This window comes from Bacillus sp. WC2507 (assembly GCF_052656125.1).
This window is the reverse complement of sequence record NZ_JBQXPN010000001.1, coordinates 2,502,390-2,521,035: the sequence shown is the minus strand read 5'-3', so window position 1 is coordinate 2,521,035 and position 18,646 is coordinate 2,502,390. Positions and strand designations below refer to the sequence as shown.

Below are 18,646 nucleotides of genomic sequence, written 5' to 3'. Positions count from 1 at the left end.
CCCATCTCCCTATCTATTCTCAAGCTCAAATTCTTTCATATAATTTACTAATTGCTGTACGCCGTGTGCTGGCATCGCATTGTAAATACTAGCGCGCATACCACCGACTGAGCGATGTCCTTTTAGCGTAACAAGACCGCGTTCTTTCGCTTTTTGTAAAAACTCATTGTTCAGCTCTTCTGACGGTGTTGTAAACGGAATATTCATAAGTGATCGATACGTAGGATCAACTGGTGAAGTAAACAATTTTGATTCATCTAAGAAATTGTAAAGAAGTGAAGATTTCATTCTATTCTGTTCTTCAATCGCAGATACCCCGCCCTGCTCTTTTAGCCACTCTAGTACAAGTTTCGTTACGTAAATACTAAAGGATGGCGGTGTATTATATAAGGAGTTATTTTTGCTGTAAGTTTCATAGTTTAACATTGTAGGACAAGAGCGATCTGCTCCTCCAATTAAATCTCTTTTTATAATCGCAATCGTTAAGCCCGCTGGCCCTAAATTCTTTTGCGCTCCCGCATATATAAGACCAAACTTCGAAACATCATATTGTTCTGATAAAATATTTGAGGACATATCCGCAACGAGCGGTACTTTATCTACATGTGGAATGTCCACATATTTCGTCCCCTCAATTGTATTGTTCGTTGTAATATGTACATAATCTAGGTTTTCATCGCTTCGTAAACCATTCAGTTTAGGAATTGTCGTAAACTTCGCATTTTCAGAAGAAGCAATCACTTGTACTTCCCCTACTTTTTCAGCTTCTTGCATCGCCTTTTTAGACCATGAGCCAGTCAATACGTATCCTGCTTTTTTATACGTATTCATTACATTTAACGGTATCATAGAGAATTGTAATGACGCACCGCCTTGTAAAAACAATACCTCATACTCATTAGGAATGTTCATTAATTCACGAATTAGGCTACTCGCTTCATCAATAATACTTTGAAAATAAGAAGATCGATGACTCATTTCCATAATAGACATGCCTGTCCCGTTATAATTTACAAGCTCCTTTTGCACTTTCTCTAAAACTGGCAAAGGGAGTATAGATGGTCCAGCTGAAAAATTATATACTCTCTCCATCACCCTAATAACCTCCCTCTTTCTCATTCTTATTATTTTTTAAACTTTCTGAATTATAACCCAAAATATAATATACGGTCAATTTGTTTTCTATTATTACGGCGCAAGAAGCAATGGAATCGCTTGCATGTGCAAATACTTTTTTCACAAACATACAAAAAAGTGTTAAGTACATAATCGTACTTAACACTCTAGTAATAAAAGAATAATAGCTAATTGTTCGTAAAGAACCGATCAAAAATTTGATAAATAGCAGAAAGACCAAAGAGCCAATAAATAGTGTCCACAAGCGCCGGCATAGAACCAAACCATTTCTCAACTACATTGTAATCTAACGCCACAAATAACCAATTCAAACCGCCAAGAATCACCAAAATTACTGTAAGGTAAGACAAAAATTTCATTATGATTGCCCCCTAGGTGATAAGATGGTGAAAGGCCTTTCACTAGAAATATATGTGGTGAAATTCAAAACTTACCTATTTAATAAAAATTATTTTTGGTACCAGCCATTAATAACCATTTCGGCTTCTTTACTATGTATTTGATACGCATGTGTACTATCATTAGAGCCAATAAACCAAATTGAAAAACCTTTAAAATACGGTTTCGGTTCTAATACATCACGGTAAGCGCGCCAACCGTTTAATTGTACGTCTTTTGAAAACACATTTGAAACATCTGGATTCCACGGATTTTGTAGTCCAAGTTCACGCGCTGGAACGTTAAACCCACCAAAATAAACTGGCTTTCCTGTTGCTTTATGTAATTGTTCCAATTGCTGAACAACGTTTTGCCCACGATTATATACTGTCGTCGCATATAAACTTTTCTTCACTTCTTCGTATGTTGGATTTCTATTTCCTGAAACTTCAAACCAACTATCGATACTAACAATGTCTACCTTCTTTAAATACGGACGGTTTATTTTCTCTACAAACTTCGCTTCATGAGATGGATCCCAATTTGCTGTTAACCACCAATTCATTTGATACAAAATATTTCCTTTATACTGCTGGCGGACGAAATCAATCGTATCGCTCCAATATCCTTCTGCATATTCCATATTAACGAAATTAGAAGCAATCTTGAGCCCGTACACATTGTATTTACTTGTAATGGAATGAAAGATGTCTTGTAGAATTACCGTTTTCCAATTCCAGAAGAAATCATTAATATTACTTGGATTCCATTCCGTTTCCCCAACATTTCCTTGCTGAATATATGGGAACGGTTCCACAATAACTTGAATATTACGCTTTAATAATTCTCGAATTAAAATAATCGCCTGTTGCTTTTGCTCTTGATTAATTACCATGTTCGTAGAAGTCACGTTCGGAATATCTACCTGAATCGGTACATTTACTGTATTTAAATTTAAGCGCTCTACATCAGCTAACACTTTCGCCACATTTCCAACTTCCCATACCGTTACGTTTCCTGATTTTATTTTTCCAGATTGAACAGTATTTACATCTGCCTGTACATTTCCTTGAAAACAAAAAGAAAGCAACATAATAAACACTCCTAAAAAACTTATTAAACTCTTATTTTTCTTCACAACTTTCCCCCTATAATTTTTGGCATTCTTGCTTATTCTATACAATGTTTCACATATATTCCATAAAAAAAAGGGGGGAATTTTCATCCATAAAAATGCTATTCATCCTTTATTCAACCCTTATTCATACTAACCTCCTAAAAATAGTAAGGTAAATAAAAAAGGAGCGTATTTCCGCTCCTTTTTTTCCCTTATATGATTGAATTTATTGACTTCCTTCAGGTAACTTAATTGGATCAAATTTATCATATGAATCAATTTTTATGCTCACAACTGTATCCAATTTTTCTTTATCCTCACTAGATTTCTTATCTGTATTACGTTCACTCAGTTTTATAGCTGTGCGCATCTCTTCAAATTTATAATCTTTCGTTATTATATATTCAACAGTTAACGCATCCATATTAAATCCTTCCGTTAATTTTTTCATATCTCCATTAATTTTCTGTAATGTATCTACTGCTTCTTTCCCCTTTAAGTCAAGTGTAAGTTTATATGTATCTCCATCCTTCTTTGCTTTCATTTTTTTAGCTAAAGCTTCCGGTAAATCTAACTCATTAAGTAAATTTTTACTTACCATTACGTCATCAACATTAAATTGATCATTTGGTATCGTAACTAACTCTCCTGTATTAGGATCTTTCACTTGAACAGCGACCTTTCCATCTACTTCGTACGTTATAATATCTGTTCCACTTATTTTCATTTCTGCTCTAGAATTCTTTCGTTTCGGCTCCATTTGAATGTTCATTTTAATCTCTTCTGATTGGCTGTTCCCCTTCATTGACATAAGAGACGTTAATGTGAGAAATTCCTCTTGTTTTAATTTATCACCTGCTTTTTTAAAAATATCTTTCGCTACTAATTCTTTTTCTTTTTGTACAGATACTGGTTTTGTAACATTCGTTTTCTCACTACTACAACCACTTGTCAAACCTACTATTAACGCCAAACTAGATGCTATAATCATTTTCTTCACAATGATCCTCCCCATTCCCTCTTAAAAATAATTACACTTCATATATAGTAAATGAAATGAATTAATACAAAAACAGATACCATACTTATTTAACTTCTAAACTAAACCAGTTATTCAATCCATATATTAACGTAACTAATGCTCCTATAACACCAAAAACAACAATATTTATACCAATTGACGAACCAAATAAAACAGCCATCATTGACACCACCAGTAATAGCATGGCAATACTATTTATCTTAATTTCTACTACATCGCCATCCTTTACTTTCTTTTCTTTACTTCCAAAAAAGAATTGTTTCACTTTTATATTTGCTTCATCTAACTCGCAAGGAAGCGTATATTCTTCGTTATTTTCAAGTTTCATTACTACTTCATTATCTACCTTTACAGCGACTCTTGCTGCTCCTCCCATCATTCCGGTTGCCCTTATTACTTTAATACTCATGCTAAATCCCCCCTGTTTCAACACCTTGTGACTCTATTTTCCCAAGTAACTCTTCATATTTTTGCATCTCTTCTTGCGCATTATTCCAGCTCTCACCATAAATATGAGTTAACTTTCTTGACGTTATTTCAATAATAAAAGAGCTATCTCCATTTTGAAGTAATACATACGTTCTTGTATCTTCTTTATATATTTTCATAGGAGTTGCTTTTTTTAACTTCTCCCCGGCTGGCTGTCCTACTTTTTCTAACATAACCGGTACATAACTTTTCTCTATAGCTCCCTCGATTGTACTTCCATTCCAATCACCTTTTCTTAATACGTATAATACAGTTACTACTTCTAACTTATCGAATGATTCTTTTGTATCTTTGAGAGCTTTATCTTGTTGCTCCACAATAATATCCTTCGTTTCTTGGCTAATTTTCGGTGTCGTATGCGTCGCATTTGTATTATTTAAGTTATACAATTTCCCAACTTTAAATATAAAGGAGATCGATAAAACGATAATTAAACAAATATACCATTTATTATATTTAGGTGATTCAATATCTGAATATGATTGAATCTTTTTATGTTCAGCTGATGATAAAGCGGGCTCTTTCACTGCCGCAGCAACCTCTTGCTGCCCCTCATACACAGTTCCTTTACTCCAAAACCCTTCTAATTGTGCTTCCAGTTCCTCTTTTGATAGTTTCGCAGTCGGAATAGTAGTAGCCTCTTCTTTTTTAACTGTACTCTCCATATTGGAAATTTCACGATTTCGAATGATTTTATTTCTTTTCACATTGTATTCAGCATCAAAGGGGGTTCCTAATCCTACTTCTTTATGAATCCGTCCTTTTATAATAGATGAAATGCTATACATCATAAAAATAACTATATACACGGAACCGGCATACCAACCTGTTAAATATACAGGGAGGATTATCCAACCTAAAAGGCTTAAAATAACTAAAATATAATGCAATTTAAGATTCCTCTTACTTGCAAACGAAAATATTTTACAAAACTTAGAAAAAACATTCCAAAATGTATACGTAAAACTTGCCATAAAAGCACAATACTTGTTTTTCGTTCCGATTGTATCTCTATAAATTTTGTAGGCACCTTCATGATTCGGCTCTAATCGTATTGCAGTTTCAGCTAGCATTCTTGCTTTTTTAAAATTCCCTTTTTCTCTTGCTACATTTGCAAAAGAGACTAGATTTGTTACATTTTCCGGATTCAGCTCTAAAGCACGTTTTTCCGCCTTTATACCCTCTTCTATTCGTTTCGGATAATAACTCAAAAGAATAAAAGCATATCTTCCTACATACATATCATTTTCAGGTTCTAATTCTATCGCTTTGTTATAGTAAGTAATACCTTTATTTAGCGATTCGATATGTATTTTTGCCTCGCCCACATAAAAGTAATATACGCCTTCTTCCGGATAATTTTTTATCCCTATTTCTGCTATCTCTTTTAATCTCTCAAAATTTTCTTGCGCATAAAAAATATCTAGTGCTGTTAACAAAACATTTTCATCTAAGTGATCTATTTTTAGTGCTTCTTCTAAATATTTACTCGCTTCATCAATTTGACGAAAACCAAAGTAGTACACATGACTTAAACAAATATAACCAGTAGCATCTTCTGGATCTTCTTTAATCATCCATTCCGCTTCTTCTTTTGCGAGCTCAACATCACCAAGCTTCAATAAGTGCGAAATTCTCCTAAGTTGCTCTTCCATCTATTCCTTTCCCCCAATCTAATATCATTTACTTCAATTGGTGTTCTTCCATATACTCTAATACTTTGTCAAAATCTTTATTTACATCACTAAACGTTGCATAATTTTTTGCGGTTGAGAACCAGTCTAAAGTTGTCGGTTGTCGCTTTTTCATTGCTGTTAATAAATCTTCATTAGATAATGGTTGTAACTGTCCTGTTTCAAATGAACGCTGAATAGCTTCATTAATAGCATCTTCCACTAAATACGTTAAATCGGCCCCTGAAAAATGCTCTGCATACTTCGAAACAAAATCTAACTGCAATTCCATTCTCGGTTTATCCTTTGTTTTCAGCTCTAGTATTGTCAGTCTTTCCTCGTTATTTGGTGGTGCCACAAAAACAAGTGAATTAAAACGGCCTGGTCGTCGTAACGCTGGATCAATATACCATGGTGTATTTGTTGCCCCAATTATATAAACACCTTCATTAAAAGAATTGCTTCCGTCCATCTCCACTAGCAATTGATTAACTAGCGTTCTTTGATGATGAGCGCCCATCTTCTGTCTATTCCCGCCATATGCGTCTAATTCATCTATAAATAAAATACAAGGCTTTGTTTTTCTTGCCTCTTCGAACACTTCATGTAAATTTTTCTCTGCTTCTCCTGACCACATCGAGAGTATTGCTTGCAGCTCTAAATGAATAAAATTAGCATTTATCTCGCCTGCAACTGCTCGCGCTAAAAATGTCTTACCACATCCAGGTGGCCCATAAAATAATAAACTGCCTCCTACTTTCTTACCAAAAGCCTGAAAATACTCCGGATTCTTAATCGGCATAATAAAGTCCATATTGATTTTCTTTTTAATATCTTCCATTCCGCCAACATCATCAAAAGTTATTTTACTCTCTTCCACTTCAACCATTTGATTTTTTTCTCTATCAAAAGAAATCACTTTAATTTTCTCACGATATTTCTCCATGTCGTTCATTCTTGTATTTATCCCCCTATAAAACCCTTTAATTTAGAATACATGTATCCCTATTGCTATAAAACCTTAAACAAAATATTCCAAAAAAAATTATAACAAAGTTCTACAGATTTTTTTGTCAAATTTTGTCACATGACAAAAAAGAGACCCTTACCTATAGTAAGAGCCTCTTCTAACATTATTTCGGCTGTAAAGTTAACACTTTCCCTTCTATCCCATTCGTATTCAATGTAGTCATATGATACGTTCCATTTACCCAATCATCTATTTGATCATGATACCAATCACTTCTAAAATGTCCTGATTGTCCTGGCCCTACGATATGATAACCGTTTGACATATCTTTCGTATCAATCACGAATCGCCAAGATGCACCGTGGTTTACAATACCGTTATCTCCGTAACTCGCTGCTTGAACGGTAACTTGACTTCCGCCAATTGGAACTGGTTTTTCACGATTAAATGCAAGTAGTGCTAACATACTAGATGATTTTGAAATTGGATGTGTAAAAGCAAGCTGATGGTAGTCGCCCCACTTCCACTCCGCAACATCGGGTCCATATTCCTTCTGTAATTTCTTCATTACATTCTCGTACGATGTATGCACAACTTTCGTGAAACCTCCGTACTTCGTAAACCAAGCGCTATTTTCTCCCGCTACTTCTTTTCGAATCAATTCGTCAACAACTTGTGACTTCCCTTCAAATAACTCCATCACATCTTTCGGTATTTCTTTTGAAAATAACGTATTTGAGATCTCTTTCATTAACAAATGGAATAGTAATGGTGCCGCTTCATCTTTACTATCGTAAAAATTCCACTTTGTTAATTGTTTTACGCCTTCTTTCTCTACTTCATTTAAAGATGCTTTATTTAACTCTTTTAAAAATATAGGAGCAAACTCTTTCCCATATAAATTTTTTTGATCCATCTGTAAATCTTCTAAATCTTTCACCGTATACTTTTCCTTCTCTTGTAAAAACTCTTGAATACGCATTTGCCTATATGGCTGCGCCCACGTATTACTAATATGGTACGGATAATTATCATCAACAATTTTATTATTCGCAGTTGAAATAAACCCTTGTTTTGGATTTATTACTTTTGGAAGCTGATCAAACGGGATATACCCTTCCCATTCATATCCATCTGTCCATCCCGGCACTGGTAAACTACCATCTCCTTTTTTACGCACTGGTATATTTCCATTCGCTTTATAAGCAATTGTGCCGTCGTTTGATGCAAACACAAAGTTTTGAGTTGGTGTATGAAAATCTTGAAGTGCAGTTTCAAACTCATTCCAATCTTTCGCCTTATTCATATTTAATACAGCCTTTAATTCAGCGGACGGTTCCAAAGCAGTCCATTTCAAAGCGAATACTGTTTTCGTTTTCTCTTTCCCTTTATCCGCAAACTCTGAAATAACTGGCCCATGCCTCGTAACCGTAACGTTATACGGAATTGTTTTCCCGCCTTTTACTTTAATAGATTCATCAACAACGGTAGCTTTTTCCCACTTATCGTTATACAGAAATTCATTTTCATTATTAGGATTTCGCTTCTCAATATATAAATCTTGCACATCAGGACCTGTATTCGTAACGCCCCATGCTATTTTGTCATTGTGTCCCAATATAACGCCTGGTACTCCAGCGAAAATAACGCCACTCACATGTAAATCTTTCATTTCAAGTTTTGATTGATACCAAATAGAAGGCGTCGCAAGAGATAAATGAGGATCATCTGCTAAAATTGGCTTACCAGACGCACTCTTCTCACCGCTTATAACCCAGTTATTACTTCCATTAAACTCTGGTGGAATGATCGTTTTTGCAAAACTTTGTGCTACATTCACATTTGTATTTTCCAGTTCAGCTAGCAATCTAGGCGCATCTTTCGGATATGTAGGAAATAGCTCATTTGCTTGCTCTTTCGGTAGATTTTTCAGCGCCCAATATCGAAACGCCTGTCCGTGCCAATGTCCTCCTAAATCAAACGCCATATACTTTCCAATCGTCAAAGAATCCACGATTGACCATTCAGCAGGCTCATAGCCTAATACAGTAAACTCAACTGGCAATTTCTTTTCCTCTTTTGCCTCGCGTATAAAAGCGTTCACCCCATCAGCAAATGACTGCAGGGCATACTTCGCGTCTCCTTCATATTGACTAACAGACGCTTCTGCCGCGCGCCGTAAACCGAGCGTTCGAAACAACTTATCTCGATCAACTGCTGCTTCCCCTACAACTTCACTCAACATCCCAGAAGCTTGCCTCCTACTTAAATCCATTTGAAACAAACGATCTTGCGCTTGTACATACCCTTGCGAAAAATATAAATCATGTGCATTTTCCGCTTTAATATGCGGTACCCCTTTACTATCCCGCTTTACCTGAACAGCATGTTGTAAATCCTCTAGCTTAATCGTTCCATCTATCTTTGGCACAGATCTAAGCGTATATATGTTCAAAAAAATCGCTATACAAATAACTAACAAAAGAACGATGCTACTAGACCAAATAAAAATTTTCTTCCCTCTATTTCGTTTCTTCTTTATGACGACTTCCATATAACCCCTCCTTTCTCAAACAATTCGCTTCTATTTAAGGAAGAACCTTTTAGAAAAGTTGAAAAACCCATACTTTCTCATACTATGGATCATACAAACTACATACATCTCCCTTTTGTACACCTTCCTTTCCCTCAAGGAAATCTACTCGCCCTTTCTTACACCAATTCCTCAAAATCCCCTTCACATAAGCCAGCGTTCTCTTATTCTGTTCAAACGCAATTTTAAGTGCCTCTAGTACTGTCTCTCCTGAAACTATTTGTATCCATTCCTTCAATTCCTTCACGATATATGGAGATAGATTACTTATATGTCGTTCGTAAAACTTATAAACTTCACTATGCGACGTATCCTCTTCTATCTCTTCTTCCTTCTCCTCAGCAACTTCTTGTAAACTACTATTATCCTCTTCTTTCGGCATACCAAAATGCTGCAATAACAATGGAATCTTCCATTCTTCTTCAAGACATGTACGTAAAAACATATGTATGAATTCTTTACTTTTTACAGTCTTTAGCTCACGTAACACACACTTCTCTACATTCGTATTTAAAATAGGGTTATAATGTAGCCAATTTATTATGTATAACTCTTTCGTTTCTGCATCGTATAAAATCTTTCCATATTCAACAAACCTATTTAACAGCTTTTCAACAGTTTCCATACTGTAACCTGTTTCCAGTTCTGCTAAACGTTTCGGTAATATGTAAATTCCACATTGCTTCGTTTTCGTACCAGTTAACAAATATATGTAAAAATAACGCTCCTCTGGCGTTAAATCTAATATGAATTCATCTTGCCAAAAGTTCACCTGCACATTACGGTACACGGCCATATGTTTACCTCCCCCTTGCAATCATAAAGTGAAACTTTAATCAGTGGGGTTTTGTTCCTCCCCCACTGATTATTAGTTGAACCAATCGGGCTTTTACGGGCAGTTGATCCCCCACCTAAGTTCTTTGCTTTTGCTGAATTTTGAGGTGGGGATCTTACTACCCGTTAATGCGGGATAAAAAGGAAGATTTTAATCCTTCAATATATAAATAAGACTGAGGGCTTAGTTTTTGCATTTGAATTCAAAATTTTTTTAACTACTACAACGACGGTTTTATTTTCTCGCGCCTTTTGTTCTTGTAGTTGTTTTTGTTTTGTATTGTTTTTTCTTAGTGATTTATTACTTGGTAGGTGCTTATAAGGGGCTTGGAAGGGGCTTAATAGTGGCTTAATAGTGGCTAATATAAAAAGGAGCTGTTCCATTTGAATAGCTCCTTTAAAATCCTTATTACTTTTTCTTGTACCAGTACCAACTACTACATACAATTCATTTATTTCTGCATAGAGTCTAACATCTTCACTAAAAAGGCAGCTGCTTCACCACGAGTTGTTGTACCTTTAGGGTTAAACTCATTATTTCCAACACCTGTTACTACCTGTAAACTGTATAATCGTTGAACAGGCTGTTTGTATGTGATCAAATGTTGATCTGTAAATGGTAATGCGACTAATTCACCTGTAACGCCTTTATACTGTAATGCCTTGTCAATCATAACCGATGCTTCTTCACGAGTGATTGGGGCATTCGGGTCAAAAATACCCCCACCACGACCGCTAATAATTCCTGCACTTGCACTACGTTTCATACCATTATGAAGTGACGGATGCGCTTTGTTAATATCTACAAATGACTTATTTCCTTCTGGTAGCTTTAGAGCATTTGAGATTAATGTCGCAAACTCAGCTCTTGTTATATTTCGATAAGGCGCAAATACACCATTACCTTCCCCATGCATAATTCCTAGGCTGTTCAGCTTACGAATATGCCCTTCAAACCATTTACCTGTAATATCATCTTTTGGTTTTTGTACTTCTTTATTTGGCACATTGTAGTTTATCTTAATCCAGCTTGGGTTATAGAAAATCCACTCATCGTTACCTACTTTATACCAACCGTTTTTAACCGCTAACACTTTGTAACGGTCTCCTTTTGAAGCTTTACGAACGGTACGATGTTCCAGTCCTGCACCACTACGTACGTTTATACCGTCACCATTCACTACAAGTTCCATGTTAGGTTCAGCTGGATTATATTCATTTGAATCAAATAGCTCGTTTCTTTCTTGTAAAGGCGAATCAATTTGTGCGTTAACATTTGCATACCATTGAACACCTTGTACAAAGCCAGTCCAATTTCCACGAGAAATTAAAATATCAGGACAGTTTTTACCGCTCCATTGTTGGTGCCTGTAGATATGGTCTGCACTAATTCCTTCTTTGTTCATTAAATAACCTGCAAGTCGCTTTGCATTCTCTAATGCTTTATTGTAATCTCCATCTTGGTTAACTGAAATTTCGATACCGATAGACTCTCTATTTCCTGAGCCATCCCCATCTCCTGCATGCCAACCGTTTTCGTTTGTTGGTAAGTGCTGATAGATTTGTTTATCGTCTACAGTAAAATGCCATGAAGCTGTTCGGAACGTACCTTCCGTTGCTTGTTTATACAAATATTTCGCATGATTTTCAGCATTCGCACCGCGAGCTGTGTTTGCAGTCTCGTGAATTGTAATATATCGTGCTTTCATCGGATTAGCAGGGCGAATATCAGGGTTTCCTGCTGGAACAATCCACTCTACAAACGGTACACCTGCAAGTGTTCCATATTTCTTTGTAGCCATCGATGCACTATACTGAATAGCTCTTGGCTTTTCAACCGGCTTCATCTCGCGAGTAGAACCATCATTTCGACCGTCTACATGTTCAAATGCCTTTTCAATATTTGAAATCGCTTCTTCATCCGCTACTTGACCTTTTTTCGCTTCTTTCATTTTATTTAGTTCTTCTGTTTCAGAATGTTTATGCTTATATTCTTCCAAAAGTATTTCCTCGTTTTCTGATACTTCCGCTTCGTTAATTTGCATGTGATCTGGAGTTTCTAGATTGAAATCAGAATAACTTAATCCGTTCGTTCCACGTTCCCCTTGTGCGATACGAAGTTGATCAGTTTTACTCTCTTCTGCTGATATCGCTATAGGTGCGCTCCCTAACATTACTAAACTTGTTGATAGTGCAATTACTCTTTTTTTTATGATTGTATTCATTGCTGTAATCGATATCTACACTGTTCGTGCAGTATCTCAACCTCCCTTTATATTCTCATTAGTGAAAAACTATGAATCTACTATGTACTTTTAACAAAACTTTCATCACCTATGTATATTCAACCTTTTATACATACTTTCATTTTATCCCCAGCAGGTGAATGATAGTTTCTATAAAATTCCTTAACAGACATTATTTTATAACCAATTGCAATTGTCGTCAAAAGCACTTATCCCCCTTACACGCCACTGCTTCTCAAAAAATAGATTAGGATACCTTTTACTCATTTTCTTCAACTAGAAGGACCTTTACGTTTTTTCATAACTACTATGTATCTATTAATTAGATCCTGATTTAATGTAATTTCTCTATTTGAAAATACTTACATTTTTCAATTTTCCACTATAATATAGTTATCATCTTTTTACATTGAAAGGAGTTTTTATATGGAAGAAATTGCTCATATTTTACTCACTAATATTGATACATGAAATGAAGAAAACCAAAAAATTGTAAAGAAACTAGCTAGTAAGTTAAAATCTTTTGCTCATGCACCACTACATAAAAATCACTGCTGTTGAAATATTAAAACAAACAGTACGAGTTTATGAGATAATACGTTAAAGGGGATGAACGAATTGTTAGATACGATTGTTTATGATAAAGCCAAGTACCATTATCAAGGTGATTTTCCTGAGGACTTACCAATCGATCAAGCTTTTGTACATACTGGCATGTTTTTAGGATGGATAATTGAACGTAATTTATGTAGTCAAGAATTTGAAGAAGAGTCTCAAGACGAAATCAACCAGTTTAAACTTAGACAAATGACTAGCACAGAAATTTATATGAACTGGGATGGCGTTTTAGCAGACGACATGTTAAATGATGAGGGCAATCAATTCACAATGTACTACTTTAACCATGACGAGGACTGGAAATATATAAATGATTACAGTAATGTTTTTATAGATGAAGGCGAAACCCTCTACCATGTGCAAGATACTTGGGACAACTATTTTAAATTAAAAGAAGTTATTGATAATAGCTATAATTTTTGGAAAGACAACTTACAAAATAAATAAGTATAAAAAGTCGATTTCTTATGTTAATAAGGAATCGACTTTCTTAATAGTAAACTTAAATATTTTTTCATTCTAGCCTCTATTACAAATTCCCTTTAACGTTTTCGACAATCTCATTTATTGTATTTCGATCAAACTTATCACTAATTTCGTATGTATCACGATCTCTTACTAATTGCACCCCTACGATATCGTTGCGATCCTTACCATATTGCACTTCTATAATAGACCCACGCTCTATTTGCTTCCAAACGAGACCTGCTTCATCTTTATTATCTAAAATAATACAGTCCGCAATATTTTCATCAATTCCTATTAATTTGTTTTCATTTATAAACCCAACCTCGTATTGTTGACGCTCTTTCGCTTTGCTACTTACTACTATACCTTTGCTACCATTTGAATAGTCCATATAGTCCTTTTTCCCAGATTGTACCGCTTTCGTCTCTTGTGCTTTAGTTTTTTCAGCAGTTCCACAACCTGTAATAAGAACGATTGGTATAACTACAGTTAATACTAGTCTCGTAAATTTCTTTATCATTTGTAACCAATCCCATATATTTAATGTGAAACTCCATTTATTACTTTATTAAAGAATTGCATGATACTAAGTAGACAAAACCAAAGATAACATATTATTTACATACTCACACTTTAATTAAGGACCAGGTCATTTAAACCTAGTCCTACATAACTTTATCTTTGCTTCACATACTTAATTGTGTTGAATGAAGCCTCATTAAATAATCGTAAGTTTTCCCCATCATAGTCTTGAACTTTATATGCTATTTTCTTTTTTTGAATTGTATCTTCTACACCGTCTACTAAACGTTTATTGAGATGTAAATAGATTGTAAAAGCTTCCTTATCATATTCCCAAGTTCCTTCAATATAATTCTTTTTATTTGGATACTCACCTTTACCATACGTTTCAAATGTCTTATCACCTTTTAGAATAAGTGACATAATGAAACCGTCTGTTCCTTTGAATCCCCAATTACCGATTAATTCCGTACCATCTTTCACATTCTTCATAACGTTATCCGTATTAATTCCAGCATTCTTATCTAACTCTTTCAAATCTTTCATAGATACTGTACCGTCACCGATTTTAATATCCCTTTCAAGATCTTTGAATGCCTTAAGCCAGTAAATATCTCCTTCTTTCACTAACTTTTCGGATTTCTCGATTAACTCTTTATCAGTCTTATCGCCTTTTTCTCTTTTTTCTTTTCGGGTGAATACTTCATTTATTAAAGAAAAAGACTCTCTAAAATAACCAATTGCTTTTTCAAAATCCTTTTGTTGATTTACATACTCTGCAGGGGGATCTATCGACTCGAATTTATCTAACATTTTATTTAATTCTTTCACACTATCTACTACATCTGATTTCTTTTTCTTACCGTCAAAAACCTCTCTTGTAATATTGTTATGCTCCGCAAACAACTTATCAAACTCTACCCCTAATGTATACACTTTATTAGGATAGTCTTCCTTTGAAACCTTTTCTTTCTTACTATTAGACTTCGATTCTTTTACTTTAGACTCTTCCGTTTTCTCCTGTTTAGAAGTGTTCGTTTTCTCAGACACTCCACAACCAAATAACAACATGACCGGAACTGCTACCCCTAGTAGTTTCTTTGCATTCATGACTGATTTCCCCTTTTACTTGAATAAATTACTCTTACTATAGCCATCCTCTTTTTTATCTTGTAATTAAAGTTACAATCGCAATAACTCCTAGAATCGGTCCCCAATATTCCATTTTTATAAAAAATAGTGAGTGTTTTTTGTTAAACATAACTTTTTCACCAGTTTCAGCATCTATATAAACTTTCCCATCTGGTTTATTAATATATTTACCCAAATACCAAGACATAACCCCTGATATAATAAACATTACCGCCATTGGCCAACTATGGTCTTGAAAATATGTAGCGTCTCCCGTTATAGATCCAAAGATAACCTTACCTAAAAGAGCATTAATAATTACAATAATTGCGACTAAAAAACCCCAACCAGACCAAATAATCATCTATTTCTCCTCCTAGAACATACAACTTTGTACTTTATTTTAATTTGAACTGCAAACGAAAACGTTCAAAAAACCGAATATTCAGACGTAAACAATTATATTTAGCCTACATTCGATTCTAACTTTAATGTTCTAAATGCAAATGAACCAGACATAATTTGTAATATTGTTGGAATAAGTAAAAAGAATAATGACATAAATAACATAACTATAGGAATCACAATCATACAAACTCCATAAACTTTATTATTAACCTTGTTTACTAAACACGATAAAATAAGCAACCCTATTTGAACCGTTAAAATAATAGAGTAATAAGCTAAAAGTTCGTAATCAAAACCTTCCATAATATTGAACGCTACAACTATTAATAGTATGGAAATAATCATTCCCAAAATGCCACCAATTAAACCTAGTACGAATTCAGGCGTTCTTTTCAATACAATCCTCCTTTTATGAGCTACTAACAACTTGTATATTTTTCCCATTCACCATCATACCAAATATTCATTGGAAAAACTATACAAATGTATTTTTTATTCTACTGTAATTTGCTCGTAACTATAGATAACTTATAACAGTTACAAAATCAAATCCTTCAAAATCACTAACCGAATTGTCATACTGAAAATTATAAATTAAAACAATAGAATTATAGGATTTCTTTACTTTAACTACTTCCTTAATTCGAGATAGTATTTTATCATCATATGAACATCCCGTTAATAACATAGAAATGTCATCACTTGCTTCTTCTAACACTTCCTTTTCAATAAAATCCTCATCTACATCAATCATCTCTATATTAAAATCAACAAAAAACCTTGCTGGTATAGCGTCTCCTTCTTCATCATACGTAACATCCATATATGTATCCAACTGATCTTGCGTTTTCATATTACCTAACCATATTGAAACCATTCCATGTACTTCCATTCATAGCGTCCTCCATTATGAATATATATTCTCATTCAACTTACGCTTTACATACTCTGCAATTTCCATCTCTCCTCTTTCAACAGCAAACGTATAAGCATCCATTTCTTTCATATTATTACCAGAATATTTTATCGTTATATCTATCCCATTCATAACTAGCAATTTAACAATTTCAAAATGCCCACTATATATGGCAGCAAACAGAGGATTTCGATCCGGCTCACTAGTATCCATTTCAACTTGATGTTTAATAAAGTACTCTGCAATATGTAAATGCCCTTTTGTAGCTGCTCTTTCAAGTGCATTTGTAGAAAAAGTCCCACACTTTGCATGAATATCTATCCCTGAATGGATTAAATACTCTATTATTTCTAAATTTCCATAGGTCGTCGCTACATGTAACCACGTACCAAATGGTGTGACATACGATAACATTTCTGGATTTTTGCCAAGCAAATCTCTTAACGTGTCCAATTGACCACTTTTTACAGACTCTCTAATCCTTTTCGCAAATTGAATCTTATCCATTATAGTTCTCCTTTATTTCTTATCTTGCAGAACCAATTTTATAACTTACCGACTACTTTAAGACTCGTGATTTTTATAAATATCATTTCTTCTTTCCATTCAGTTAAATGGGATTATTCAGAAATTCATTATCATACTTATTAATTAGCGCTTTATCATTTTCATTAATTGGTACTTCACCTAAGTATTTATGTTTCCAAATAATCATTTGATCACTAAAACTATATTCTGTATCGAACCAATTTGTATAATCGAAATGCATGTTAAATTCCCCACTATGTTCCAGAGACATTGTAAAAGAGTGCCAAAGTTCTTGCTGATTATCTTTAAAAACATTTCTTAATTCCTTACTCAATGTGTATAAAGAATCTTCTTTCCTTTCAAATTCCTCTTCATTAACTTCGTATTTAAAAGGAATTTCCACACTATAATTATAATTTTCTTTATTTCTGAAGTTGTTATAGAAAAAGTAAGTTCCCCCTCCAGCTTCTGATATTTGTGCATAAAAATAAAATTTCTCCCATTCCTCTGGAATCATGGCATGAACTGTTTCCGCTATCTCTCTATATAATCGATTCAGTTTTTTTTCCAATTGAATTCCCCCTATTTGATTTTCATCGTCCACTTTTTCTATATTATACCATCCTTTTAATTAGCTCTTTATTTACAATAAAGCGTAATGTAGTTCATCCAAAAATCAAATCAAGTTTCGATAGCTTTAGAAAGTAGACATACCTCTTGAATACAATTAGTATTAACATGAGAAATATGAAAGACTTAAAAAGGCTTTTATATGAAGGAAGGAAGTGCACAACTATGGATTTTAAAACAGTTATGCAAGAACTTGAATCTTTAGGTAAGGAACGAACGAAAAAAATATACATATCTAACGGTGCGCACGATCCAGTTTTTGGCGTAGCTACAGGTGCTATGAAACCAATCGCTAAAAAAATAAAATTAAATCAAGAGCTAGCTGAAGAGCTTTATGCCACAGGCAACTACGATGCTATGTACTTTGCAGGTATTATCGCAGATCCAAAAGCTATGAGTGAATCTGATTTTAATCGTTGGATGGATGGGGCGTATTTTTATATGCTATCTGATTATGTAGTAGCAGTAACTTTATCGGAGTCAAATATTGCACAAGATGTTGCTGATCAATGGATTGCAAGTGGGGACGAGCTTAGAATGTCTGCGGGCTGGAGTTGCTACTGCTGGCTTTTAGGAAATCGTAAAGACAATGAATTTTCCGAAAGTAAAATTTCCGATATGCTTGAAATGGTGAAAAATACGATCCATGATTCGCCAGAACGAACAAAATCTGCTATGAATAATTTCCTAAACACCGTGGCAATTTCATATGTACCACTACACGAAAAAGCAGTCGAGACTGCAAAAGAAGTTGGTATAGTTGAAGTCAAACGTGCTAATAAAAAAAGCAGTTTGTTACATGCTTCCGAAAGTATTCAGAAAGAACTTGATAGAGGCAGACTTGGTTTCAAACGTAAGTATGTAAGATGTTAAACAGATTCGTACCTGGGTGTCAATTCGAGAAAGATTGACACCTTTTTCATTCAGGTTATATATATATCCCCTA

20 protein-coding genes are annotated in these 18,646 nt (G+C 34.4%); 2 read left to right on the top strand and 18 right to left on the bottom strand.

The window, feature by feature from the left end; genetic code table 11:
* Positions 1 to 9: 9 nt before the first annotated feature.
* The 11 genes from serC to ACUN28_RS13485 form a co-directional block, all read right to left on the bottom strand.
* Positions 10 to 1,092, bottom strand: coding sequence for a 3-phosphoserine/phosphohydroxythreonine transaminase (serC, locus tag ACUN28_RS13535; RefSeq protein WP_016087183.1), 1,083 nt, complete (start codon positions 1,090 to 1,092; stop codon positions 10 to 12).
* A gap of 212 nt (positions 1,093 to 1,304) precedes the next feature.
* Complete coding sequence (locus tag ACUN28_RS13530) at positions 1,305 to 1,496, bottom strand: DUF378 domain-containing protein (protein WP_000670802.1); 192 nt, start codon at positions 1,494 to 1,496, stop codon at positions 1,305 to 1,307.
* Positions 1,497 to 1,585: 89 nt separating this feature from the next.
* Positions 1,586 to 2,653 (bottom strand): glycoside hydrolase family 113, encoded by a 1,068-nt coding sequence (locus tag ACUN28_RS13525; protein WP_016087182.1) that lies wholly within the window; start codon positions 2,651 to 2,653, stop codon positions 1,586 to 1,588.
* Positions 2,654 to 2,858: 205 nt separating this feature from the next.
* Positions 2,859 to 3,632, bottom strand: coding sequence for a DUF6612 family protein (locus ACUN28_RS13520; RefSeq protein WP_016087181.1), 774 nt, complete (start codon positions 3,630 to 3,632; stop codon positions 2,859 to 2,861).
* 85 nt (positions 3,633 to 3,717) lie between these two features.
* Complete coding sequence (locus ACUN28_RS13515) at positions 3,718 to 4,083, bottom strand: hypothetical protein (RefSeq protein ID WP_016087180.1); 366 nt, start codon at positions 4,081 to 4,083, stop codon at positions 3,718 to 3,720.
* A gap of 1 nt (position 4,084) precedes the next feature.
* Entirely contained in the window at positions 4,085 to 5,818 is a 1,734-nt protein-coding gene (locus ACUN28_RS13510; protein WP_016087179.1) for a tetratricopeptide repeat protein, read from the bottom strand.
* Positions 5,819 to 5,846: 28 nt separating this feature from the next.
* Positions 5,847 to 6,791 carry an ATP-binding protein gene (locus tag ACUN28_RS13505; RefSeq protein WP_016087178.1) on the bottom strand — a complete coding sequence of 315 codons (945 nt, stop codon included), beginning with the start codon at positions 6,789 to 6,791 and terminating at the stop codon, positions 5,847 to 5,849.
* Positions 6,792 to 6,969: 178 nt separating this feature from the next.
* Positions 6,970 to 9,360: a penicillin acylase family protein gene (locus tag ACUN28_RS13500; RefSeq protein ID WP_016087177.1), complete on the bottom strand. Its 2,391-nt coding sequence runs from the start codon at positions 9,358 to 9,360 to the stop codon at positions 6,970 to 6,972.
* A gap of 82 nt (positions 9,361 to 9,442) precedes the next feature.
* A complete protein-coding gene (locus ACUN28_RS13495) occupies positions 9,443 to 10,195 on the bottom strand; it encodes a DnaD domain-containing protein (protein ID WP_016087176.1) in 753 nt (250 codons plus the stop codon).
* A 197-nt stretch (positions 10,196 to 10,392) separates the two neighbouring features.
* Positions 10,393 to 10,617 carry a hypothetical protein gene (locus ACUN28_RS13490; RefSeq protein ID WP_016087175.1) on the bottom strand — a complete coding sequence of 75 codons (225 nt, stop codon included), beginning with the start codon at positions 10,615 to 10,617 and terminating at the stop codon, positions 10,393 to 10,395.
* A gap of 68 nt (positions 10,618 to 10,685) precedes the next feature.
* Positions 10,686 to 12,458: an S-layer homology domain-containing protein gene (locus tag ACUN28_RS13485; protein WP_016087174.1), complete on the bottom strand. Its 1,773-nt coding sequence runs from the start codon at positions 12,456 to 12,458 to the stop codon at positions 10,686 to 10,688.
* Positions 12,459 to 13,097: 639 nt separating this feature from the next.
* Here ACUN28_RS13485 and ACUN28_RS13480 point away from each other — a divergent pair.
* On the top strand, positions 13,098 to 13,544 hold the full coding sequence (locus tag ACUN28_RS13480) for a DUF7832 domain-containing protein (protein ID WP_016087173.1): 447 nt from the start codon (positions 13,098 to 13,100) through the stop codon (positions 13,542 to 13,544).
* An 82-nt stretch (positions 13,545 to 13,626) separates the two neighbouring features.
* On the opposite strand, the gene ACUN28_RS13475 is transcribed toward ACUN28_RS13480, so the two are convergent.
* From ACUN28_RS13475 to ACUN28_RS13445, 7 genes are all read right to left on the bottom strand, one after another.
* Positions 13,627 to 14,085, bottom strand: coding sequence for a hypothetical protein (locus ACUN28_RS13475; RefSeq protein ID WP_016087172.1), 459 nt, complete (start codon positions 14,083 to 14,085; stop codon positions 13,627 to 13,629).
* A 155-nt stretch (positions 14,086 to 14,240) separates the two neighbouring features.
* Entirely contained in the window at positions 14,241 to 15,197 is a 957-nt protein-coding gene (locus ACUN28_RS13470) for a DUF3994 domain-containing protein (RefSeq protein WP_016087171.1), read from the bottom strand.
* Positions 15,198 to 15,252: 55 nt separating this feature from the next.
* Positions 15,253 to 15,582 (bottom strand): hypothetical protein, encoded by a 330-nt coding sequence (locus ACUN28_RS13465; protein WP_016087170.1) that lies wholly within the window; start codon positions 15,580 to 15,582, stop codon positions 15,253 to 15,255.
* Positions 15,583 to 15,683: 101 nt separating this feature from the next.
* Positions 15,684 to 16,022: a DUF4064 domain-containing protein gene (locus tag ACUN28_RS13460; RefSeq protein WP_016087169.1), complete on the bottom strand. Its 339-nt coding sequence runs from the start codon at positions 16,020 to 16,022 to the stop codon at positions 15,684 to 15,686.
* A gap of 121 nt (positions 16,023 to 16,143) precedes the next feature.
* Positions 16,144 to 16,518, bottom strand: coding sequence for an immunity 22 family protein (locus ACUN28_RS13455; protein ID WP_016087168.1), 375 nt, complete (start codon positions 16,516 to 16,518; stop codon positions 16,144 to 16,146).
* A gap of 15 nt (positions 16,519 to 16,533) precedes the next feature.
* Complete coding sequence (locus tag ACUN28_RS13450) at positions 16,534 to 17,049, bottom strand: ankyrin repeat domain-containing protein (protein ID WP_016087167.1); 516 nt, start codon at positions 17,047 to 17,049, stop codon at positions 16,534 to 16,536.
* Positions 17,050 to 17,152: 103 nt separating this feature from the next.
* Positions 17,153 to 17,641, bottom strand: coding sequence for an antitoxin YezG family protein (locus ACUN28_RS13445; RefSeq protein ID WP_016087166.1), 489 nt, complete (start codon positions 17,639 to 17,641; stop codon positions 17,153 to 17,155).
* 224 nt (positions 17,642 to 17,865) lie between these two features.
* Here ACUN28_RS13445 and ACUN28_RS13440 point away from each other — a divergent pair, with 224 nt between their 5' ends.
* A complete protein-coding gene (locus ACUN28_RS13440) occupies positions 17,866 to 18,573 on the top strand; it encodes a DNA alkylation repair protein (RefSeq protein ID WP_016087165.1) in 708 nt (235 codons plus the stop codon).
* The last annotated feature ends 73 nt before the right edge of the window (positions 18,574 to 18,646 follow it).